This window comes from Novosphingobium sp. UBA6272, assembly GCF_002440635.1.
GTDB lineage: Bacteria > Pseudomonadota > Alphaproteobacteria > Sphingomonadales > Sphingomonadaceae > Novosphingobium.
This window is the reverse complement of sequence record NZ_DJUW01000030.1, coordinates 41,823-59,933: the sequence shown is the minus strand read 5'-3', so window position 1 is coordinate 59,933 and position 18,111 is coordinate 41,823. Positions and strand designations below refer to the sequence as shown.

Annotated in this window: 12 protein-coding genes; 6 read left to right on the top strand and 6 right to left on the bottom strand. The window is 62.5% G+C overall.

Annotated features, from left to right (window positions below; genetic code table 11):
• Nucleotides 1-63 precede the first annotated feature (63 nt).
• A complete protein-coding gene (locus tag B2V17_RS14510; RefSeq protein ID WP_292998874.1) occupies nucleotides 64-204 on the top strand; it encodes a hypothetical protein in 141 nt (46 codons plus the stop codon).
• On the opposite strand, the gene B2V17_RS14505 is transcribed toward B2V17_RS14510, so the two are convergent.
• The 6 genes from B2V17_RS14505 to B2V17_RS14480 all read right to left on the bottom strand — a co-directional run bounded on the left by B2V17_RS14505 (nucleotide 194) and on the right by B2V17_RS14480 (nucleotide 9,837).
• Nucleotides 194-1,243, bottom strand: a complete 1,050-nt coding sequence (locus B2V17_RS14505) for a DUF7146 domain-containing protein (RefSeq protein WP_120220349.1) — start codon at nucleotides 1,241-1,243, stop codon at nucleotides 194-196. The genes B2V17_RS14510 and B2V17_RS14505 overlap by 11 nt on opposite strands.
• A gap of 1 nt (nucleotide 1,244) precedes the next feature.
• The gene (locus B2V17_RS14500) at nucleotides 1,245-5,585 is read right to left on the bottom strand and encodes a strawberry notch-like NTP hydrolase domain-containing protein (protein WP_120220351.1); all 4,341 of its coding nucleotides are present in this window, start codon (nucleotides 5,583-5,585) and stop codon (nucleotides 1,245-1,247) included.
• A 45-nt stretch (nucleotides 5,586-5,630) separates the two neighbouring features.
• The gene (locus B2V17_RS14495) at nucleotides 5,631-5,846 is read right to left on the bottom strand and encodes a DUF6117 family protein (RefSeq protein WP_120220353.1); all 216 of its coding nucleotides are present in this window, start codon (nucleotides 5,844-5,846) and stop codon (nucleotides 5,631-5,633) included.
• On the bottom strand, nucleotides 5,833-6,351 hold the full coding sequence (locus tag B2V17_RS14490; RefSeq protein ID WP_120220355.1) for a hypothetical protein: 519 nt from the start codon (nucleotides 6,349-6,351) through the stop codon (nucleotides 5,833-5,835). Before B2V17_RS14490 ends, B2V17_RS14495 begins: the two co-directional genes overlap by 14 nt.
• Nucleotides 6,352-6,419: 68 nt before the next feature.
• The gene (locus B2V17_RS14485; RefSeq protein WP_120220357.1) at nucleotides 6,420-8,516 is read right to left on the bottom strand and encodes a ParB/RepB/Spo0J family partition protein; all 2,097 of its coding nucleotides are present in this window, start codon (nucleotides 8,514-8,516) and stop codon (nucleotides 6,420-6,422) included.
• A 127-nt stretch (nucleotides 8,517-8,643) separates the two neighbouring features.
• Nucleotides 8,644-9,837, bottom strand: a complete 1,194-nt coding sequence (locus tag B2V17_RS14480) for a DUF932 domain-containing protein (protein WP_120220359.1) — start codon at nucleotides 9,835-9,837, stop codon at nucleotides 8,644-8,646.
• 541 nt (nucleotides 9,838-10,378) lie between these two features.
• On the opposite strand from B2V17_RS14480, the gene B2V17_RS14475 reads away from it, so the two are divergent.
• The 5 genes from B2V17_RS14475 to B2V17_RS14455 are packed head-to-tail and all read left to right on the top strand — an operon-like array spanning nucleotide 10,379 to nucleotide 17,909.
• Complete coding sequence (locus tag B2V17_RS14475; protein WP_292998873.1) at nucleotides 10,379-11,566, top strand: Fic family protein; 1,188 nt, start codon at nucleotides 10,379-10,381, stop codon at nucleotides 11,564-11,566.
• Nucleotides 11,563-12,909 carry a hypothetical protein gene (locus B2V17_RS14470; RefSeq protein ID WP_120220363.1) on the top strand — a complete coding sequence of 449 codons (1,347 nt, stop codon included), beginning with the start codon at nucleotides 11,563-11,565 and terminating at the stop codon, nucleotides 12,907-12,909. The genes B2V17_RS14475 and B2V17_RS14470 overlap by 4 nt, the downstream gene beginning before the upstream one ends.
• Nucleotides 12,910-12,917: 8 nt before the next feature.
• A complete protein-coding gene (locus tag B2V17_RS14465) occupies nucleotides 12,918-15,287 on the top strand; it encodes a hypothetical protein (RefSeq protein WP_292998872.1) in 2,370 nt (789 codons plus the stop codon).
• Nucleotides 15,284-16,660, top strand: coding sequence for a hypothetical protein (locus tag B2V17_RS14460; RefSeq protein ID WP_292998871.1), 1,377 nt, complete (start codon nucleotides 15,284-15,286; stop codon nucleotides 16,658-16,660). Before B2V17_RS14465 ends, B2V17_RS14460 begins: the two co-directional genes overlap by 4 nt.
• Nucleotides 16,647-17,909 (top strand): YiiX/YebB-like N1pC/P60 family cysteine hydrolase, encoded by a 1,263-nt coding sequence (locus tag B2V17_RS14455; RefSeq protein WP_120220372.1) that lies wholly within the window; start codon nucleotides 16,647-16,649, stop codon nucleotides 17,907-17,909. Before B2V17_RS14460 ends, B2V17_RS14455 begins: the two co-directional genes overlap by 14 nt.
• The last annotated feature ends 202 nt before the right edge of the window (nucleotides 17,910-18,111 follow it).

The following is an 18,111-nucleotide window of genomic DNA, read 5'->3' as shown; positions in this document are numbered from 1 at the left end:
CGGGCGTTGCTGGTTGTCGCATTGCTTGATGCGATGCTTCCCGCGCCGCCGGAAAATAGCCGCGTGACCGCCATTGCAGCCTCGCGGCTGCCGGTCTCTCGGATCGCCCCCAAGGAAGGCCGGGCGTGGCCGGTGTGGATGACAGGGCGCAACTGGCCGATCCCAGCCCATCCGAACCCTGTCCCGGCCAAGCTCAGCCCGTGATGAACCTGTTACGATCGGCGTCCAGCAACTGGGCGATGATGCTCGCCTCCAACGCCGAACCGCCGTGTTGACGCAGATCGTCGTTGAAGTCCCCGAGCGTGGGCATCAGCGAGACCAGTTCAATCCCTGCTGCTTGTGCACGGTCGGCCAGGATCGCAAAGGCCGCGTCGCCAGCCTTGTCGCGGTCGCGCGCGACATAGAGGCGCCGAAGGTCGCAGCCGAACAGGATGCCCGCAAGGTGAGCGGACGAGGTGGCAGCAGCCATTGGCACTTTCGGCAAAATTTCGCGCAGCGACAGGACGGTCTCAATGCCTTCGCCGGCGACCATGACGTCCGACGTTGGGCCGAATCGGATTGCGTGGCCGAGGATGTTTCCCATCGCCCGTCGCGGTGATGCGACTGCTGCTTTCGCCTTGCCGTTCGGATTAAGCCAAGTCCGGTGCGTGCCCGTTTGCACACAATCATCATTGGTCACCGATGCGATCAGGGCCGGGAAGCTGCTCGGAGTGCCGGGACCGTCGTCCTCATTCGGGCGATAGAAGCAGCGCGGGTGAAATCGCAGCGCGGGCAGATCATCAGTGCGGATGATACCCCGCGAAACGAGATAGGTTGCCGCCAATGTGCCTGCGACCGGTTTGGAGGCAGCAAACAGTCGCCTTGCAGCAGTTGGCGAACCTGCTCGTGCGGGCGGCGGCTTGATAGATTGGCCAAGTCCGTCGTCAACCGATGGCGGCAGCGACAGGAACCGTTCGGCCTCGTCAATGGTCTCTGACAGACGGCCGTGGCGCTGGTTGATGCGGATGAGATCGACCAGATCGCCATGTTCGCCGGTAGCGGCATCGACCCAGTTGCCGACTGCGCCACGCTCGGTTTCGAACAGGCGGACATAGAGGCTGCGCCCAGGCGAACCGGCAATATCGCCGACCATCCAGTATCGCCCCTCGCGGCGACCTGCGGGCAGGTAATGGCGGCAGACGGCTTGCGCGTTCTGGGCAAGCCGTTCCGACAGTTCCGCCGCGCGGCTGGAAGGCCTGCTCATGTCACGCGGCTTTCCGGTCGAGGATACGCGCCAGCGGATGGTGCGTGAACAGTCGTTCGAGCACCTGGCAACCCGCCACACGGTCGTCGGGCACGAACAGCCGGAGCTTCCAGCTGATGATTTCCGAGAACAGTCCCATGGCTTTGAGGCGGTCAACGGCGGTCGGACCGAAGCCGGTCAGCTCGATCCGGTTGACCTGCATCAGCCGCGAGCGGCGCAGTTGCAGACCAACTGTCAGGTCGATCACACTATGACCTTCGCGCAGCAACGCCAGAGCTTGCGACGGCGACAGTTGCGGCGCATCCGCGCTGACCGCATTCGCGGCCCAAGCCTGTGACACCCGGCGACCGACAATGGTCTGGCCGTCGTCCGTGCGCAGGCGATAGACGCGCGTCGATTCCTCCGGAAGCCGCTTCCAGATCGGCAGCAGCAGACCGGTGACGATGTGCAGTTCGCTAGTGTCGAACTCGGAGACTTGGGCAACTTCGGCATCCCATGCCAACCGGAACGCGGACTCGTCGGCCTGTTCCCAACTGGTTTCCTGCAGATGAGCGAGGGCGAAGTTGAGCTTCTCCATGGGCCGGATCAGCCGAACACGGCGTTCGACCTCGCCGTCATCGAGCATCAGGCTACGTGCGGGCAATTGCACGGCCGCCCGCTTCGAACGGGAATTGACCAGCAATTTTGCACCCGGTTCGCGCAGCAAGTCGAGTGCCGCATCGGCGGTCACTGGTGTATTGCGCTCGCGGACAGCGATCGTGAGTAAGCAGGTCTCTGCACCCGTCGCGGGATGTGCGTAGATCGTCTCGCTGTGCGCCACGGAGAAACTGTCCGCTGTTAGCGTCTCGAGCCCGACATCATATGTGCCGCTAGCCATCGCGCTCTCGACCTTGGCGGTCAGCAACTGCTCGAACACCGTGAACAGGACGTTCTGCATGGCGATGGTCAGCGCCAGCAGCCGGTTGAGGAAGGTGATGATCGGCGGCAGTTCGTCCTTCAGGCACCCGCTACCGTCGGTGAGCGACAGCCCGGTCATGCTCTCGAAGGTCGCCAGCGAGCAGTGCTCGACCTTGCCCGCGTAAATCAGCAGGTAGAACTGGCGCAGCGCGTCGCGGGCATAGGGGCTTTCGAGATTGTCTTCGGGGCGGAACAGGCCTTGCCCGCCGGTCTGGCGCTGCCCGCGCGTGATTGCGCCAAGAGTGTCGAGCCGCCGAGCAATTGTCGAAAGGAAGCGTTTCTCGGCTTGCACATCGGTTGCCACCGGGCGGAACAGCGGCGGCTGCGCCTGATTGGTGCGGTTGGTGCGCCCGAGCCCCTGGATCGCAGCATCGGCCTTCCACCCGGCTTCGAGCAGGTAGTGATGTCGCAGCCGCTGGTTCCGACTCCCGAGATCGGCGTGGTAGCTGCGCCCCGTGCCGCCCGCGTCGGAGAAGACCAGGATCTGCTTCCGGTCCTCCATGAACGCCTGCGCTTCGGCGAGGTTGGCATGGACAGGCCGGCTCTCGACCACGAACCGTTCGCCGTCTGCATCGACTTTCCGAACGATCCTGCGGGAACGTCCGGTGACCTCGGCAACCATGTCGGTGCCGAACCGCTGCACGATCTGGTCGAGCGCGCCCTGGACCGGTTCCATGGACGCCAGATGTTCGATCAGTCGGTCGCGCCGTTCGATGGCCTCCCGGCATTGGATGACGTTGCCATCGGCATCATAGGCGGGCCGCGAGGCGAGGTTGCCATCGCCGTCTGAATAGGGCTCGTAAAGCTGCGTCGGGAAGCTGTGAGCCAAATAGTCCAGAACGTATTCCCTGGGGGTCACGTCGCAGCGGACGTCGTTCCATTCACCCGGATCGATCTCGGCGAGCCGCCGCGACAGCAGCGCTTCACCGGTCGAGACGATCTGGACGACCGAGGCATGACCATCGGCCAAGCCCTGTTCGATCGCCCGGATCAGGGTCGGGGTCTTCATCGCCGTGATCAGGTGATTGAAGAAGCGCTGTTTGCTCGATTCGAAGGCGGAGCGGGCCGCAGACTTTGCCTGTGCATTCAAGGTGCCATCGCTGCTGCTGGTCACGCCCGAGGCTTCGAGCGCGGCGTCGAGGTGGTTGTGGATCACCTGAAACGCCCCGGCGTAGGCGTCGTAAATGCGGACCTGGTCGAGGGTCAGCTGATGTTCGAGCAGTTCGTACTCGACGCCTTCGTAGGACAGCGAACGGGCGGAATAGAGCCCGAGTGCCTTGAGGTCGCGGGCCAGCACCTCCATCGCCGCGACGCCGCCTGCCTCGATCGCCGTGACGAAATCGGTGCGTTTGTCGAACGGGAAGTCCGCGCCGCCCCACAGGCCAAGGCGCTGCGCATAGGCAAGGTTCTCGACCGTGGTCGCCCCGGTTGCCGAGACGTAGAGGACACGGGCGTCGGGGAGCGCATGTTGCAGCCGCAGTCCCGCACGGCCCTGCTGCGAGGGTGCCGCATCGCCGCGTTCGCTCTTGCCGCCACCAGCATTCTGCATCGCATGGCTTTCGTCGAAGACAATGACTCCATCGAAGTCGTGCCCAAGCCAATCGACGATCTGCTGGACCCGCGAAACCCTCCCATCACGCGCATCGCTGCGTAGCGTGGCATAGGTCGTAAAAAGGATGCCCTGATCGAGCCGGATCGGCGCGCCCTGGCGGAAACGGGCGAGCGGGGTTACCAGCAAGGTTTCCTGGCCCAATGCGCACCAGTCGCGCTGGGCATCCTCGAGCAGTTTATCGGATTTCGAGATCCAGATTGCGCGGCGGCGGCCCTTGAGCCAATTGTCGAGAATGATCCCGGCAACCTGGCGGCCCTTGCCCGCGCCGGTGCCATCGCCAAGGAACCAGCCCTTGCGGAAGCGCACGGCAGTTTCGCTGTCGTCGGGGGCGGCCTCGACCTTGTCGTAGGTCGCATCGATGGTCCAGCGCCCTTCGAGATGGGAGGAATGGGCTTCGCCAACATAGATCACGGACTCCAGCTGGGCATCCGAGAGCATACCCTGTTCGACAAGGCCTTCAGGCAGGTGCGGCCGGTAGCTCGGCTTGGGCGGCGCGACCGAGGCCATGGCGGCGGATTGCACCAGCATGGTCGGATGTGGCCGCGCGTCCGGGATGCGCAGCGACTGGAGCGCATAGGGCTCGTAGAGCGTGTCGCTCAGCCGGGCCATGGCGTCGTCCGACCAGTCGGCGGTCTCATAGGCAAGTTCCACGCCGCACGGTTCAGCGGAAGGGACAACCGACAGCTTCGTTCGGGCAGTGGTGGCTGAACGTTTGGCACTTTGCGCAATCGGCGCGGGAAGCGGTGCAACAGCAACTGGCGAACGTGGCGGAAGGGCAGTGATCAGCCAGCGCAGCAGCGCCGCCAGGTCGGGAGCCATGCCCGGTGTGGCCGGGAACGAGGTGGGATCGATGGCGGGCAACTTGTCGATCACCGTCAGTCGGGTTTCGAAGGTCGTGCCGTGCGCCGCATAGACGGCGCCCGCGATCGGCGCGGTGAACACAACGCGCGCCTTCTCCTGCAAGCGGACGAACGCACTTCGCCATGTACTATGATCGGGCGAGCAGTTCGCGCCGGTGATGGCGACGAGCCGACCGCCATCGGCAAGCCGGGCGACTGCGGACGACAGATGCCGAAATGCCGTGTCGGCAACGCGGGCCTCGATGCCAAGCGCCGCCGAGAATGGCGGGTTCATTACGATGCAGGTCGGGACGATGACAGGGTCGAGCCGATCATGGATCTGCGCCGCGTCGTGGACGGAAACATGGCTTTCGCCGAACAGCTGGCGCAGCAGCGCAGCCCGTACATCGGCAACCTCGTTCAATGCCAACCTGCTCGCGCCAAGTTCGGCCTGAATGGCGAGCAGACCGGTGCCTGCCGACGGTTCGAGAACCAGTTCGCCCGGACCGAAGCCTGCCGCGAACCCCGCGATCCATGCCAGCCCCAGCGGCGTCGAGAACTGCTGGTAGAGCTGCATTTCCTCGCTGCGCCGGGTCTGGGTGGGCGCGAGGGCCGCAATGCGCTCGACCAGTTTCAGCCGGTCGAACGGATCGGCAGACCTAGCATGGATCGCCGGTCCATAGCGGCGCATGAACAGGACTTGGGCCACCTCGACCGCTTCGTAGGCGGTTTTCCAGTCCCAGGCGCCGCTGGCGTCGCTAGCACCAAAGGCGGATTGCATGGCGGTACGGATGGCTGAAGAATCGATGCGGCGACCGGCGGCAAGGTGACCGAGCAGGTCTTGGGCTGCCGCGATGATGGCAAGGGCGATGTTGTCCGGGTCGGAAGCGGCAGGTAGGCGCACGGAAGCGCCCGCCAAAGGCAGGTTGGTCATGGGATTGTCCTTTGATTGAGTGGTGAGAGGCGAAGCGGCCAGAGCTCAGGCGGGCGGGATATAGGCTTCGTAGGGGTTGCCAGGGGCGAGATGGCCGAATGGCGTCATCACGTAATCACCGTCATTGCGACCAACGGCGCAGAGGACGAAGCGGGTCTCGCCACTCTCGACCTCGGTGCATTCCATCAGCGCCAGGTCACCGGCCTCGGCGGCTTTGAGCAGCGTTTCGAAGTTGCGCCGGGCATAGTCAGGAATGGCCATGACCGATCTCCCCATTGGCCTGGGCTTCCACGTAGAAGCGGTCGAACAGCGTGTACGTCGATTCCGAGCGGATGGTGCTGGCGGTGATCAGCATTGCGAGCCCGCCGAAGCCATCAGGCCGCATCTTCGAGCAGGTGAACGCCATGGTGACGGTCAGATGGTCGAGATCCGGCGAGCGGCGGACGATATCCTGCAGGACGTCGGCCCAGAGGTCACCGCACATGTCGAGGTCGATGTCGTCATCGCCAAGGATGGCGTCGGCCTGCTCGTCAATCAGCTTCTGCGCGAGCCGACTGGTTTCGGGCGTCGCGGCATCAAGTGCTGCCCGAACTTCGGCAGCGGGCAGCGAGATCAGGTCGTTCGCGCCGTCTTCGCTGAAATAGTATGCGGTCTCGCCATTCAGCTCTTCGTCGAAAACCTGTGCGAGGAACATGCGTTCGATCGGCAACATAGCGGCGAGCGGGATCACCGGATCGATCACGGTGGGCGTGAAATAGTCAGCCATGACGTGGCTCCTTGATGGAATTGGGGATGAAGGTTGGCGGGGCGACCGGAGCCGCCCCGCGCAGCCGCTCATTCGGCGGCAATCGCCATGGGATCGTATGCTTCGTCGGCGTCGGAATGGTCGTCGTTCAGGAAATTGGGCAGATCAGTGCTGCCTTCATCCGGCTCGGCGACTGGCAGACGCAGCGGTTCGGGCAACCAGCCCGTGCCATCGAGCAGGCGTTCGGCTTCGCGCGCCATGTCGCCCTTCTTGAGGTGCTCGATCAGTACGGCGGTCGCATCGCCCCTGGCTTCGCGTACGGCCTCGATGATCCGCGGCTTGGTCACGCGGCCGAGATAATTGTCGACCGTCGGCGTCCAGCCCGCCTGCGCCATGTCGAGCCCAACGACGGATGCGAGGGCATCGGCTGCCGCGATCCGCTGGGCCACGCCGTGGGCCGAGATGCGCCCGTCATAACCCCGGGTAGGTTCGAACAGGGCGTTGACGCCGAGCGACACGCAATGCGCGAGCAGCGCCATCTGTTCGTCATGCGGCATGGCGGCGAGTGCATCCCACAGTGCCTGCGGTTCGTCGGGCAGCTTTTCGCCCAACTGCTCGTGTCGTGCCTGGATCGACTGGCTCCAGCTGCACTCGCGCAGGTTCGGGGCGACATTGCCGAGCCAGGCCTGGGTGACGGCGATCTGCACGCAGCCCTGGGTGCTATGCGAGCGGAACACCGACAGGGTCAGCGCATGCAGCAGAGCGAGGAAGGCCGCCTGCGGGGCGTTGGCCACGGCATCACGAAGCGCCACCGTGCGTTCGGCGGTCAGCTCGGCAATGAGCCGATCGGGCAGCGGACGAATGGCGTCGTCCTCGTCGTCCTGACCGCCGGTATCCTGCACCTGGCCGCCGACCACGACGGTAGTGCGCTGGGCGGTGCCGCCAACGCTCCCGGTTTCGGTCGCATCTTGGCCCTCGGCAACTGGCTCGTCCTCCGGCCGAACATAGCCGCGATCGATCCGCAGTCGCCCGTCGTGTGCGAGCGACACAAATACGCCAGCGCGGGCCTGCTCTTCCGGCTCATAGCTGACCGGGCGGCAATTGAGCGCGGTGAGTTCGGCGTCGATCTCGGTCAACCTGGCATCGACCTCGTCGGGCAGGTCGCAGCCATCGCTATATTCCTCGCCGATCGCGTCGTATTCCTCGACCAGCGAATCGAGCCGCACCTGTTCTTCGTCGGTCAGGGGCGCGGTCGTGCCGGTGATCCGGCGTTTGCCGCGCTCGCAGCCGTAGGGCAGATCGACCGCCGCTTCGACCCATTTCCAGCCTTCGGCACCGATTTCCTTGGCGATCTCGGACAGCTTTTCGGAGACGAGCAGTTCGACCAGCGCCGGATCCTGCAGCCAGCCATCGTCGTCCGATGAGAACAGGTCGCGCATCACATAGCCGCCCGCCTCGGTGTAAGCATCAAGCCCGATGAAGCGCACGCGGCGGTCGCTCGCAGCAATGGCATCCTCGGTCAGCAGGCGGCGGATCTGGTACGCAGGCGCATGGTGCCCCTGATTGACCTGTTCCCAGACCTGCTCCTGGCGGGCATGGTTGTCGGTGACAGTGAAAGCCATGAGCTGTTCGAGCGTCATGCCGTCGTCGGCGTAGGCGTCGAGCAGGCTGGGCGCGACCGAAGCGAGCCGCAGACGCTGCCGCACGGTCGAGACTGAGACGAAGAACCGCGCTGCGATGTCTTCTTCAGACAGCCCAGCCTCGATCAGCGCGCTGAAGGCGCGGAACTGGTCGAGCGGATGCAGGCCTTCACGCATCACGTTTTCGGCGAGCGAATCTTCCTCGGCGATGCCGGCCTCGCGCACCACGCAGGGCACCGGCTGATCCTTCGCCATCCGCTTGGTCTTGACCAGCAGTTCGAGCGCGCGGAAGCGGCGACCGCCGGCAGGAACCTCGAACTGGCCAGTCTCCTGGCCATCGGCATCGACAATCGCGCGGACATTGAGGCTCTGAAGCAGGGTCCGGCGATAGATGTCATCGGCCAGATCCTCGATCGAGATGCCGACCTTCACGCGCCGGACGTTCTTCTGGCTCAGCACCAGCTGGGAAAAGGGGATGTCGCGTGAGGAACTGAGCACCAGCTTGGGCAGTGGCTTGGCCGACGACTTGGTTTGAGACGTGGTCATGGGTGTTCTCCATGACGGGCAGCCGGGAGCCTTTCTCTCGGCCTCGACCCGTCACGAAGCAAAGCGCCGCCCTCTCACTTTCGGAGAAGGCAGCGCCACGCGGGACAACAGACGGGAAGAGCCCGGATCAATGGACCCGGTCGAGCAACTTCTTGGCCTTGCCCTCCATGTCGAGGCGGGCATCCTGGTGGGCCTTGTCGCGCGCCAGCGCGGTGATACCCTGCACGAAGTCGAAGATGGACTCAGGCGGGCGACCTTCCTCGGCCAGCACGGTCTCGATGATCTTGCCGGTCTCGGCCTTGGAGAAGCCGCGGTTCCGCAGGAAGTCGCTGCGATCTTCGTCGGTGCGAGCGACGATGCGTTCGCGCGCCGCCTTGATGCCGTTGACGAACGGCTGGGGCGAGGAGTTGGCGAAACCTTCCAGCGCCGGCGCAGCTTCGTGGGCAAATCGGTTCGCCGCATACTTGCTGTGGCGGATGCTGATTTCCTCGAAGTCTTCCACGCCCCAGAGGTTCCGGTTCTGGCAAACCGCGCGCAGGTAGAAGCTCGCCATGCCAAGCGTTTTAGCCCCAACCTCGGAGTTCCAGCAGTAGAACCCGCGAAAGTAGAGATCGGGCGACCCGTCGGGCAGTCGTCCGGCTTCGATCGGATTGAGATCGTCGACCAGGAACAGGAACACATCACGGTCCGAGGCGTAAAGCGTGGTCGTGTCGCATGTGATATCGACGCGTGGATTGTAGACGCCGGTGGACCAGTCGAGCACGCCAGGCACCTTCCAGCGCGTGTCGCCGGTGCCATTACCTGCGATCTTCTGCACCGCTTCGACGAGTTCATGATCGTAGATCCTGCCATAGTCTGGCCCAGTCACGGCGCGCAGCTCGAGCCTTCCGTTGTCGGTTTCGAGCGTCTTGATCTGCTCGGCGCGGTGCGAGGTCAGGCCGTATTGCAGATTGATCGCCGCGAGCGGTGCCGGAAGTTGACGCAGATAGGCGGCAGGCGCGCCGACCTGGCTCGCCAGTTGGCCGAAGCTCCAGTGCGTCGGCATGACGGGGGCATCGGTGCCGGGCAGGATCAGTGCCAGTCGCTCAGGATCGTTGCGGTTTGCTTCGACGTGGATGAGCGCGCTTTCGACGACGCGGGTCCGGCTGCGCTCGGAACGCCCGCGCACCGAACACGCCAGATCGCCAAGCGAGAGAAAGCGCTCATCATCGGGCCGCGAGAACCACTCCGACGAAACCCGACCAATCCGCTGGCCGCGTGAGACATCAACCTTATAGCCGCCGCCAACGTCGCGGCGCGCATCGAGAACCTGCATATTCATGGGGAAACCTCCATGACGGGCGGCCGGGAGCCTCTCTCTCGACCCTCATCCCGTCACGGCGAAGCCAGCCAACCTCTCACTCTCACCTGCTCATGCTGTGTGTCGCGCGAGCGGCCAGCGAGAACGCCAAGACAAGAAACCGCACCCTGAAGGGAGGCAGGTATCGCTTGCCCTTGCTAGCGCAGGCGGAAAGGCGGGGTCTGTCGGCTTTCGTCGCCTGCGCGTGATATCGTTACCGCCGGTTCAGAGTGCGCGCGGGCCCTTCAACGTCAAACGCGGCGCCCTCAGGAGAAGGCCCGCAGGGTCTTCGAGACAGAGCGCGTCAACAGCCCCGCTCCGATTCTCGGGGAGTTGCGGGGTGTCCCCGCTCGAAGGGGTAGCGAGAGAAGCGCAGCGGCTCGCGCTCAGGGGAAGACCTTCCCCTTCCCGGAAAATTGTTGTTTTATCCGGCACATGAAGCGGCATAAAATTGTCCAAATTGTCAATTAAAGCTAGTATTTTCAACATTTACAACCGGCATGAAATCCGGCACATAAACGCGATGGATATTGCCACTATGGAACCTATGGTGCCCGAGGAGGCATCGAAAGACCTCGAAGACGAGGTCGTGACACTGATCGCCGAGGCCAATCGCCTCGCGGGTCGCGCGCACCCCATTCTTTGCGAATCCATGGGAAACCTCGTTCGGTCGATGAACTGCTATTATTCGAACCTCATCGAGGGACATGATACGCATCCGCGCGACATCGATCGCGCTTTGGCCAACGACTTCTCTGCGGAGCCCAAGCGCCGCGAACTGCAGCAGGAAGCGATTGCCCATATCCACGTCCAGCGGCTGATCGACGAAGGCCGCGATCCAGACGTTTGGCCCGCGTCCGCTGCCTATGCAGCTTGGCTGCATGAAGAATTCTGCTCGCGGCTGCCTCCCGAGATGCTGTGGGTGACGAATCCGCAAACCGGCGAAAAACTCCCTGTGGTTCCGGGCGAGTGGCGGACCCGTGATGTCGAGGTTGGGCGGCATCTCCCACCCGAGCATACCGACCTTGCGCGCTTCATGGTCCGGTTCGATCGGGCCTACACCTCGCCACCACTCAATAGTTTCCGACAAATCCAGGCCGTGGGTGCTGTCCATCACCGTTTCTTGTGGATCCATCCCTTTCTCGACGGCAACGGCCGTGTCGCGCGGTTGATGTCGCACGCCTTGTTCAAGCGGCTGGGCATCGGAACCAGCCTTTGGTCGGTTGCACGCGGCCTCGCCCGCGATGAGGAGCTTTACAAGAAACTGCTCGCGCAGGCCGACGGGCCGCGCGAAGGCGACCGGGATGGCCGGGGCAATCTGACCCAACGCGGCCTGATCGCCTTTTGCCGCTTCTTTCTGGAGCGCTCGATCGACCAGATCCGCTTCATGAACGGATTGCTTGAGCCGGATATGCTGCTGCGGCGCATCGAAATCCATGTCGAGGAAGAGATCCGCTCCAAGCGGTTGCAACGTGGCAGCTATGCGGTCCTGCGCGAGGCTGTATTGGCCGGCGAGGTCGAACGCGCCAAAATCCCGATGCTCACCGGCTATGAAGAGCGCGGCGCGCGCAATGTCACCGCCGCCCTGGTCGAGCGCGGCATGCTGACCGCAACCTCGCACAAAGCGGCCCTAAGGCTCGCCTTCCCCGCCGATGTCGCTGAGCGCTGGTTTCCGAACCTCTATCCGGCCAATGCGGGGACGCGGATATGAAGGACGTCATCGTTCCCCTGATCCGCCGTTTTGTCCCGGCCAAGCCATTGCTGGGCGATTGGGAGTTTCTGCATCCTGAGCCAAGCGGCGCGGTGCAAGGATGGCGCGAGCTCGAGGAGCACTACCGCGTCCTCGTGCTGGCCGATCCCGGTGCAGGCAAGACGTTCGAGGCAAAAGATCGCGCCACCAAACTTCGTGAGAAGGGTGCCAAGGCCTTCTTCATTCGTATCGAGGCGATCGACGCCGCGTTCGAAGATGCGTTCGAGGTCGGAACGGCAGCGGAATTTTCCGACTGGCTTGCGAACGACGGCGAAGCGTTTTTCTTCCTCGATTCCGTCGACGAAGCGCAACTCGGTACACCGCGTGCGCTTGAAGAAGCCATCCGGGTTTTCGGCGCGCGCATCCATATCGCGCGCGAGCGCGCGAAGATTATCATCACCAGCCGGGAAGACGCCTGGCAGGCATTGTCCGATCGCACGCTGGTCGAGCAATACCTGCCCCACGGTGCGCCAACGGAAGCGCAGGATGGAGATCAGCGAGATTCGGACGAAGCCGACAGCGACGGCGTCCTCAAGATATACCGCCTCGGCGGCCTGAAGATCGATCAGATCAAGTTGTTTGCCGCGCACCACGCGGTCGACGTGAACGCTTTTGTCACAGCGATCGAGCGTGGCAATTTGATGACACTGGCGGAACGTCCGTTCGATTTGAAGGCGCTAATCCGCAAATGGCAAGCCGATGGGGCGCTTGGCAGCCGTCTCGAAGTGTTGCAGCGCCTGATCGAACTCCAACTGTCACCCCTGTCGGAAACGGGAGCGTCGCCGAAGATCGAGCCAGCCCGTGCGCGCAGCGGTGCGCGAGCACTAGCGGCAGCAGTGACGCTAACCGGGAGGAGCATCGTCTCGCTCCCTGACGATGGCAACAAGGATGATCGTGTCGATCCGGCGGCAGTCTTGCCCGAATGGTCGGAGCAGGAACTGGATGCGCTCCTGCGCACCGGCATCTTCGACGACATCGTGTATGCGAGCGTGCGCTTCCGTCACCGCGAAATCCGCGAGTTATTGACGGCGGAATGGGCGAAAGAACTGCTCGACCGCCTAGGCGCAAGACCCGAGGTCGAAGCCCTGTTCTTCCGCACGCAATATGGCGAACAGGTCATCGTACCGAAGCTGCGACCGACTTTGTGCTGGTTGCTCGTTCTCGACGAAGGCGTGCGTGACCGGGCGCTGGCGCTGGAACCTGATATCGCCAGCGAGGGTGGCGATCCATCGCAATTGCCTCTGGCGGTGCGTCAGCAAATGCTGGCCGGGATCGTCACGCAAATCGCCGAAGACGCGAAGTGAGAGGGATCATGGACAATACAGCTATTGAGCGCATTGCTGCCCCCGATCTTGGTGCCGATGCGCTGGCGCTGCTCGAACGCTTCGGCAGCGACGACGACGTCGTTTTCTTCATGGGGCGCTTAGTCTGGCAGGGCGAGATGCGCGAATGCCTGCCCGCGCTGGAACAGATCGCACTCGAAGCGGAGCGCGGCCGCTACGCGCGTATCGCCTCTATTCGCGCGATCATGACTCTGGGAGATGAGGCGCAAAAAGATCGCCTTTGGTCGGCCATTGCCGCGCATACAGGCCCGCTCGACAGAAGGCTGCTGGCTGAAATTCTCGAGTGGGAGACGCCGACATTGCGCAGCGTCGAACTGTTGCTCGCAACCATTGATCGGCTGCCGCCATATGAGCGGTTCGAAGCGACGGGGCTATCGGAAGCGATGCATCGGTTCATCGACCGTTTGCCGATCATGGCCGATGCAGCGCCCGAACAGCCCGTTGCGCGACTCGTGGAAGGTCTCAACGGATTTCTCGATCGTGAGCCTTATATCGAGCGTGGCGAGTGCCATGTCTCCGAGGCGTTTACTTGGCTTATGGGCCCCGCGCTCCATGCTGTGGATCGCTTGGTGAGCGGCCGTGCATCAGCGGCATTGGAAGCTGGCGCTCTCGCAATCCTGCGCAAAGTGCCTGCGGTGCGCTTCTGGCGTAGCGATGACGGGGCAGACTATAAGACCGCCCTCAATGCCAATGTCCCGCGCTGGCAGGAACTGAACGATCTCCTGTACTGGACGAGCGTTGCCGAGCGTCGCACGCACCTCGTCGCCAAAGGCGAGCGGTTGGTCGATGACTGGCAGATTTCGTTCATGAGCCCTTTCTGGCGCTTCGGGGCCGACGATTTTGATCGCTGCCTAGGCTGGGTGCGCGAAATGGAGGCGCTCGATGACCGGCTGGTTGCCCTTTCGCGCTGCCTTGTCCTTTTTGTCGGCGAGGATCGACCGGCCGAATGGCTCGAACAGATGCGAGACGCCACGTCAGGTCAGGCCGAACTGGAAACGGCGCTCGCCGAACGGACCGATCCCCGCCCGTCACCGGCAGTGCGGGACATGCAGGCCGAGGAGCGCAAGTGGAAGCGTCAAAGAAGGGCACGGGAAGCCAGGGAGCAGCGCGATCGGGCTGACTGGGTGCGGGCGCTCAAGGCGGACCCAAACCGGGTTCGCTCGCCAGAGGGACTGAAGCCTGGGGAGTTCAGCCATGACCAATATCATCTGCTGCACAGTGTGCGCGGCGACGGCATCTCGCGTGATCGCGATTGGGGTGCGGCGTGGCGGCAATTGACCCCCGAATTCGGCGACGAGGTTGCGCAGGCCTATCGTGACGCGGCCATCGCGTTTTGGCGACCGTATCGCCCAGTGCTGCGGTCGGAAGGGGGCGATACTGGATCGACGCCTTATGCTCTCATCTTCGCCATGGCGGGGATCGCGATCGAGTTTGATGAAACCGAAAACTTCCTCACCGCACTCAGCGACGAAGATGCCCGGCATGCCCTGCGCTACGTGGCCTGGGAGTTGAACGGGTTCCCGCGCTGGTTCGAGCCGCTCTACCGCGCGCACCCGAAAGCCGGACTTGAAGCCGTCGCCAAGGAACTGATCTGGGAGCTGGACCATAGCAAGGCCGATCAGCCGACCCACCATATCCTTCATGACATCCTCTACCATGCACCTTGGCTGCACGCAGAGGTCGCGCCGCTGATCCGTGATTGGCTGCGTTCCAACGACATGCGCAACGCTGACAATCTGCGTTATTGCCTCAACATCCTGTCAAGTTCCGGGGTGTCGCCGGGCGAGCTTGGTGGTTTGGCGCAGGCGAAACTCGCCGTCGGGGTCGAAGCCGAGCAGCGTCCGCGCTGGTATGCGCTGTGGGTCGATAACGCACCGGAGGACGCCATTCCGGCTCTCACGGCAGAACTGGAAGGCCTTGGTGAGGCAGGCGGTTCGGACTTCGCCCAGCTCTTCGTCGTATCACTGCTGTGCGACCGGCACGGGACAGGCTACCGGACAGGCGCGTTTAAGACGGCTGCGCATCTCAAGGATCTCTATGTCTTGATGCATCGCTACATCAAGTCGAGCGAAGATCTCAACCGGGCCAATGGCGGCGTTTACTCGCCAACGCTTCGGGACAACGCGCAGGACGCGCGCAACAAGTTGTTCAATCTGCTGTCGTCTGAGCCGGGCGCGGAGACCTACGCTGCGATCAAGGCGCTGGAAAAAGAGCACCCCGAGCCAAGCTATCGCCAGTGGATGGCGAAACGGGCGCGCGAGCGGGCGATAGCTGATGCCGATGAACCCGTTTGGGAGGCTGGTCAGGTTCATGCCTTTGCCGCCCGGTTTGCGGTGTGACATTGACCGGCGAGAGCGCAATCGACGCCGCGCAAGCTTTCCTGGGCACAGTGAACACGCGTGAAGCCGCCGCCACATTTTGGTTGGTCGCATTCGCGGCGTTTGTAGTCTTTCATCGGTCAACGCGTCCAAGCGCCGTTGGTGTATTGAAGGCCCTCGCAAAGCCGGTGCTCTTGGCTCCTCTCGCCATTGCCGCGCTTTATGCAGGGGCAGAAATCTGGGCGCTGCAGCGCTTTGGCCTGTGGTCGGCAACAAATTTGAAAACGACAATCCTCTGGCTGGCCACCTTTGCCTTCGTCACGATGTTCGAGGTGGCGAACGCCAAGGAAAGACCTGCAAGCCTTGGCAAGATCACCCGCGACGTCGTCTCGGTGACGGCTGTGCTGGTGTTTATAACCGGGCTTCACACGTTTCCGCTGATCGTCGAGCTAATCGCCTTTCCGCTGGTAACCTTGATTGCGCTGACAGGAGAATTCGCCAAACACAAACCCGAACACGCGCCAGCGGCGCGGCTGCTTAGCTGTATGACCACGGCTATTGGTTTTTTGTACCTCGGCTTCAGCCTGCTGAAGACTGTCGAACAGTGGCAGAAGGCTGCCACCTGGAATACTGCTTCGGAATTCGTCATTCCCATACTGCTGTCGCTTGGGTTTTTGCCCTTCCTGTATGGTTGGCGGACCTACGTCGCCTACAACAGCATGTTCACAACGATCGGCATCTTCGGGATCGAAAGCCGACTGGTTCCCTATGCTCGCTGGCTCGCCATAACCCGGATTCGCGGCGACGTCGTGCTGCTCGATCGGTGGCGCAAAGCGCTGCAAACTTCGCGTCCATCAAACAAGGCCGAACTCAAGCACTCGCTCGAAGCCCTGCGCGCGTTGACGGCGCGCGAGAAATCGCCACCGGCAGTTCAGCCAAAGGATGGCTGGTCGCCCTACTTCGCCATGCAGTTCATGGCAGACCTTGGCGTTGAGACCGGCCACTACCACCACAGCTTCGATGGCGAATGGTTCGCTTCAAGCCCCATGCGCGAATTTGGCAACGGTGCCATTTGGCGAAACAACATTGCTTACTACATCGACGGCTCAGAGCAGGCTGCCAACACGCTCAAGATCAAACTAAATGTGAACGACCCCAGTGCGGCGCGCGAAGCGGAAGACATGTTCGTTCTGCATTCGCTCCACTTGCTGGAGCAGGCGGTCAGCCTGGACGCTGTGGAAAGACTGAAGGGCCTCTTGGCGTCGCTCGACGATTTCGAAGCAAACATTCCGTTTGGCAAGGTGACGCTCAAACGAGAGGCTTTCGACGGCGGTATTCCAGGTGGCTACTCGCGGATATTCAGGGTGCGGCGAGGCGCTGATGCAGCGGATTGACATAGACAGGCTACGGCCCGGGGACATTATCCTTACCGCCAACCGGACCAAGGCTGGAAAGCTCGTGCGCGTAGCAAGCAGGGGTATCGTTTCCCATGCAATGATCTGCGTGCAACACGGGTCTATCATCGATTCAACCGCTGACGGGGTTCAGGCTTGGAACCTGCAACGCGAGTATTTCCACGAAGACGAAGCGGTCTTTGCCTTCCGGTTGCGAAACGCACTGTCACCTGCCGAAATGGCGCGCGTCATTGATTTCGCTCGCTCCGAGATAGGTACAAGATATTCGAAATCGGAAGCGGCACGCTCGGTGCTTGGCGGTGCCAAGCCGCGCGGCAGCCGGCAATTTTGCTCGCGCCTGGTTGCTCGCGCCTATGGCAGCATTGGTATCTGGCTCGTGCCGGATCAGGACTACTGCACTCCGGAAGATCTGCGAAAGAGTCCGCTCCTCGTCGAACTGGAGGATGTGACGCAGGCTGTGTCGGTCGCCGAGATGGAGGCCATTGCGGCGCGCCCGAACCCGCTCCAAGAAATGCGCGACTCCCAGAATGCCGTCTTGACGGCGGGGCGTAAACTCGATCCCACAATCGAGAATTTCAACGATCTGGACAAGGTCGTGCGGAATCATCCGGAATGGGACTCCGCGATTGCACAGGCCTATCGGGATTCTGGCTACCTCGATATCTGGAAGCACGAACTTCAAGCGCATCCCTACCGATATGACCTTGCTGTGATGGAAAGCATCGTCGCCCCGGAAATGCTCGCCGACCTGCGGACCTATTGCGTCGATACGATCCGTGAAGCCTATTCAGGGGGTGTCAGGTTCGCAATCAACCTGGCGCATTATCAGGCCGCGCAAAATGCGAGCGAGCGAGAGACGCTGAAACTGCTGATTCAGCTTTATGAGACATTGGTTCGCAACCATGAGCTTCGGGTCGAGACTGCCCGCGCCTGGCTACTCCGGCACCATCCCGCAGACGTCGCCCAATACATGGAGAGAGTGGTTCCCCATTCCGAGTTATGGTTTTCGATCGTGGACCGCGTTGAGCCGCAGTTGGGCGTGATTGCTCGTCACGCGATACGAAGAGCGAAATCAATCAACGTCTGTTCTTCATGTGGCGATCCGGCGCGCGATTACGGGCTGGCCAATGCAGCCGACGCAATGCCGGGCGTGCCCTCTTTGCGGCTTTGCGACGATTGCGTTGCGATCAGGCGAGGTTTTGGAGAAGAACTTTACCCGCTGGCCTGATGGTCGCAGAACTAGGTAGCAGTGATTGGCCTGACCGAATCAGAATCGGGTTTCGCTTCGACGGTAATCAGCTACAACTGACGCGGAGACTCGTTTTGGCAATTCGGTGTGGTAAAACAGCCAATTGGTAGCGATTGTAGCTGAAACCATCGCCTCAAAAAATCCGCAGTTTTTGCCCGTAAAATCATAATCTTAAGAATGT

Excerpts from the sequence above, each read along its gene's own strand:
- B2V17_RS14465 (WP_292998872.1), top strand. The coding sequence starts at position 12,918 with ATGGACAATACAGCTATTGAGCGCATTGCTGCCCCCGATCTTGGTGCC.
- B2V17_RS14495 (WP_120220353.1), bottom strand. The coding sequence starts at position 5,846 with ATGGCCATTCCTGACTATGCCCGGCGCAACTTCGAAACGCTGCTCAAA.
- B2V17_RS14475 (WP_292998873.1), top strand. The coding sequence starts at position 10,379 with ATGGATATTGCCACTATGGAACCTATGGTGCCCGAGGAGGCATCGAAA.
- B2V17_RS14505 (WP_120220349.1), bottom strand. The coding sequence starts at position 1,243 with ATGAGCAGGCCTTCCAGCCGCGCGGCGGAACTGTCGGAACGGCTTGCC.
- B2V17_RS14455 (WP_120220372.1), top strand. The coding sequence starts at position 16,647 with ATGCAGCGGATTGACATAGACAGGCTACGGCCCGGGGACATTATCCTT.
- B2V17_RS14480 (WP_120220359.1), bottom strand. The coding sequence starts at position 9,837 with ATGAATATGCAGGTTCTCGATGCGCGCCGCGACGTTGGCGGCGGCTAT.
- B2V17_RS14490 (WP_120220355.1), bottom strand. The coding sequence starts at position 6,351 with ATGGCTGACTATTTCACGCCCACCGTGATCGATCCGGTGATCCCGCTC.
- B2V17_RS14485 (WP_120220357.1), bottom strand. The coding sequence starts at position 8,516 with ATGACCACGTCTCAAACCAAGTCGTCGGCCAAGCCACTGCCCAAGCTG.
- B2V17_RS14470 (WP_120220363.1), top strand. The coding sequence starts at position 11,563 with ATGAAGGACGTCATCGTTCCCCTGATCCGCCGTTTTGTCCCGGCCAAG.
- B2V17_RS14500 (WP_120220351.1), bottom strand. The coding sequence starts at position 5,585 with ATGACCAACCTGCCTTTGGCGGGCGCTTCCGTGCGCCTACCTGCCGCT.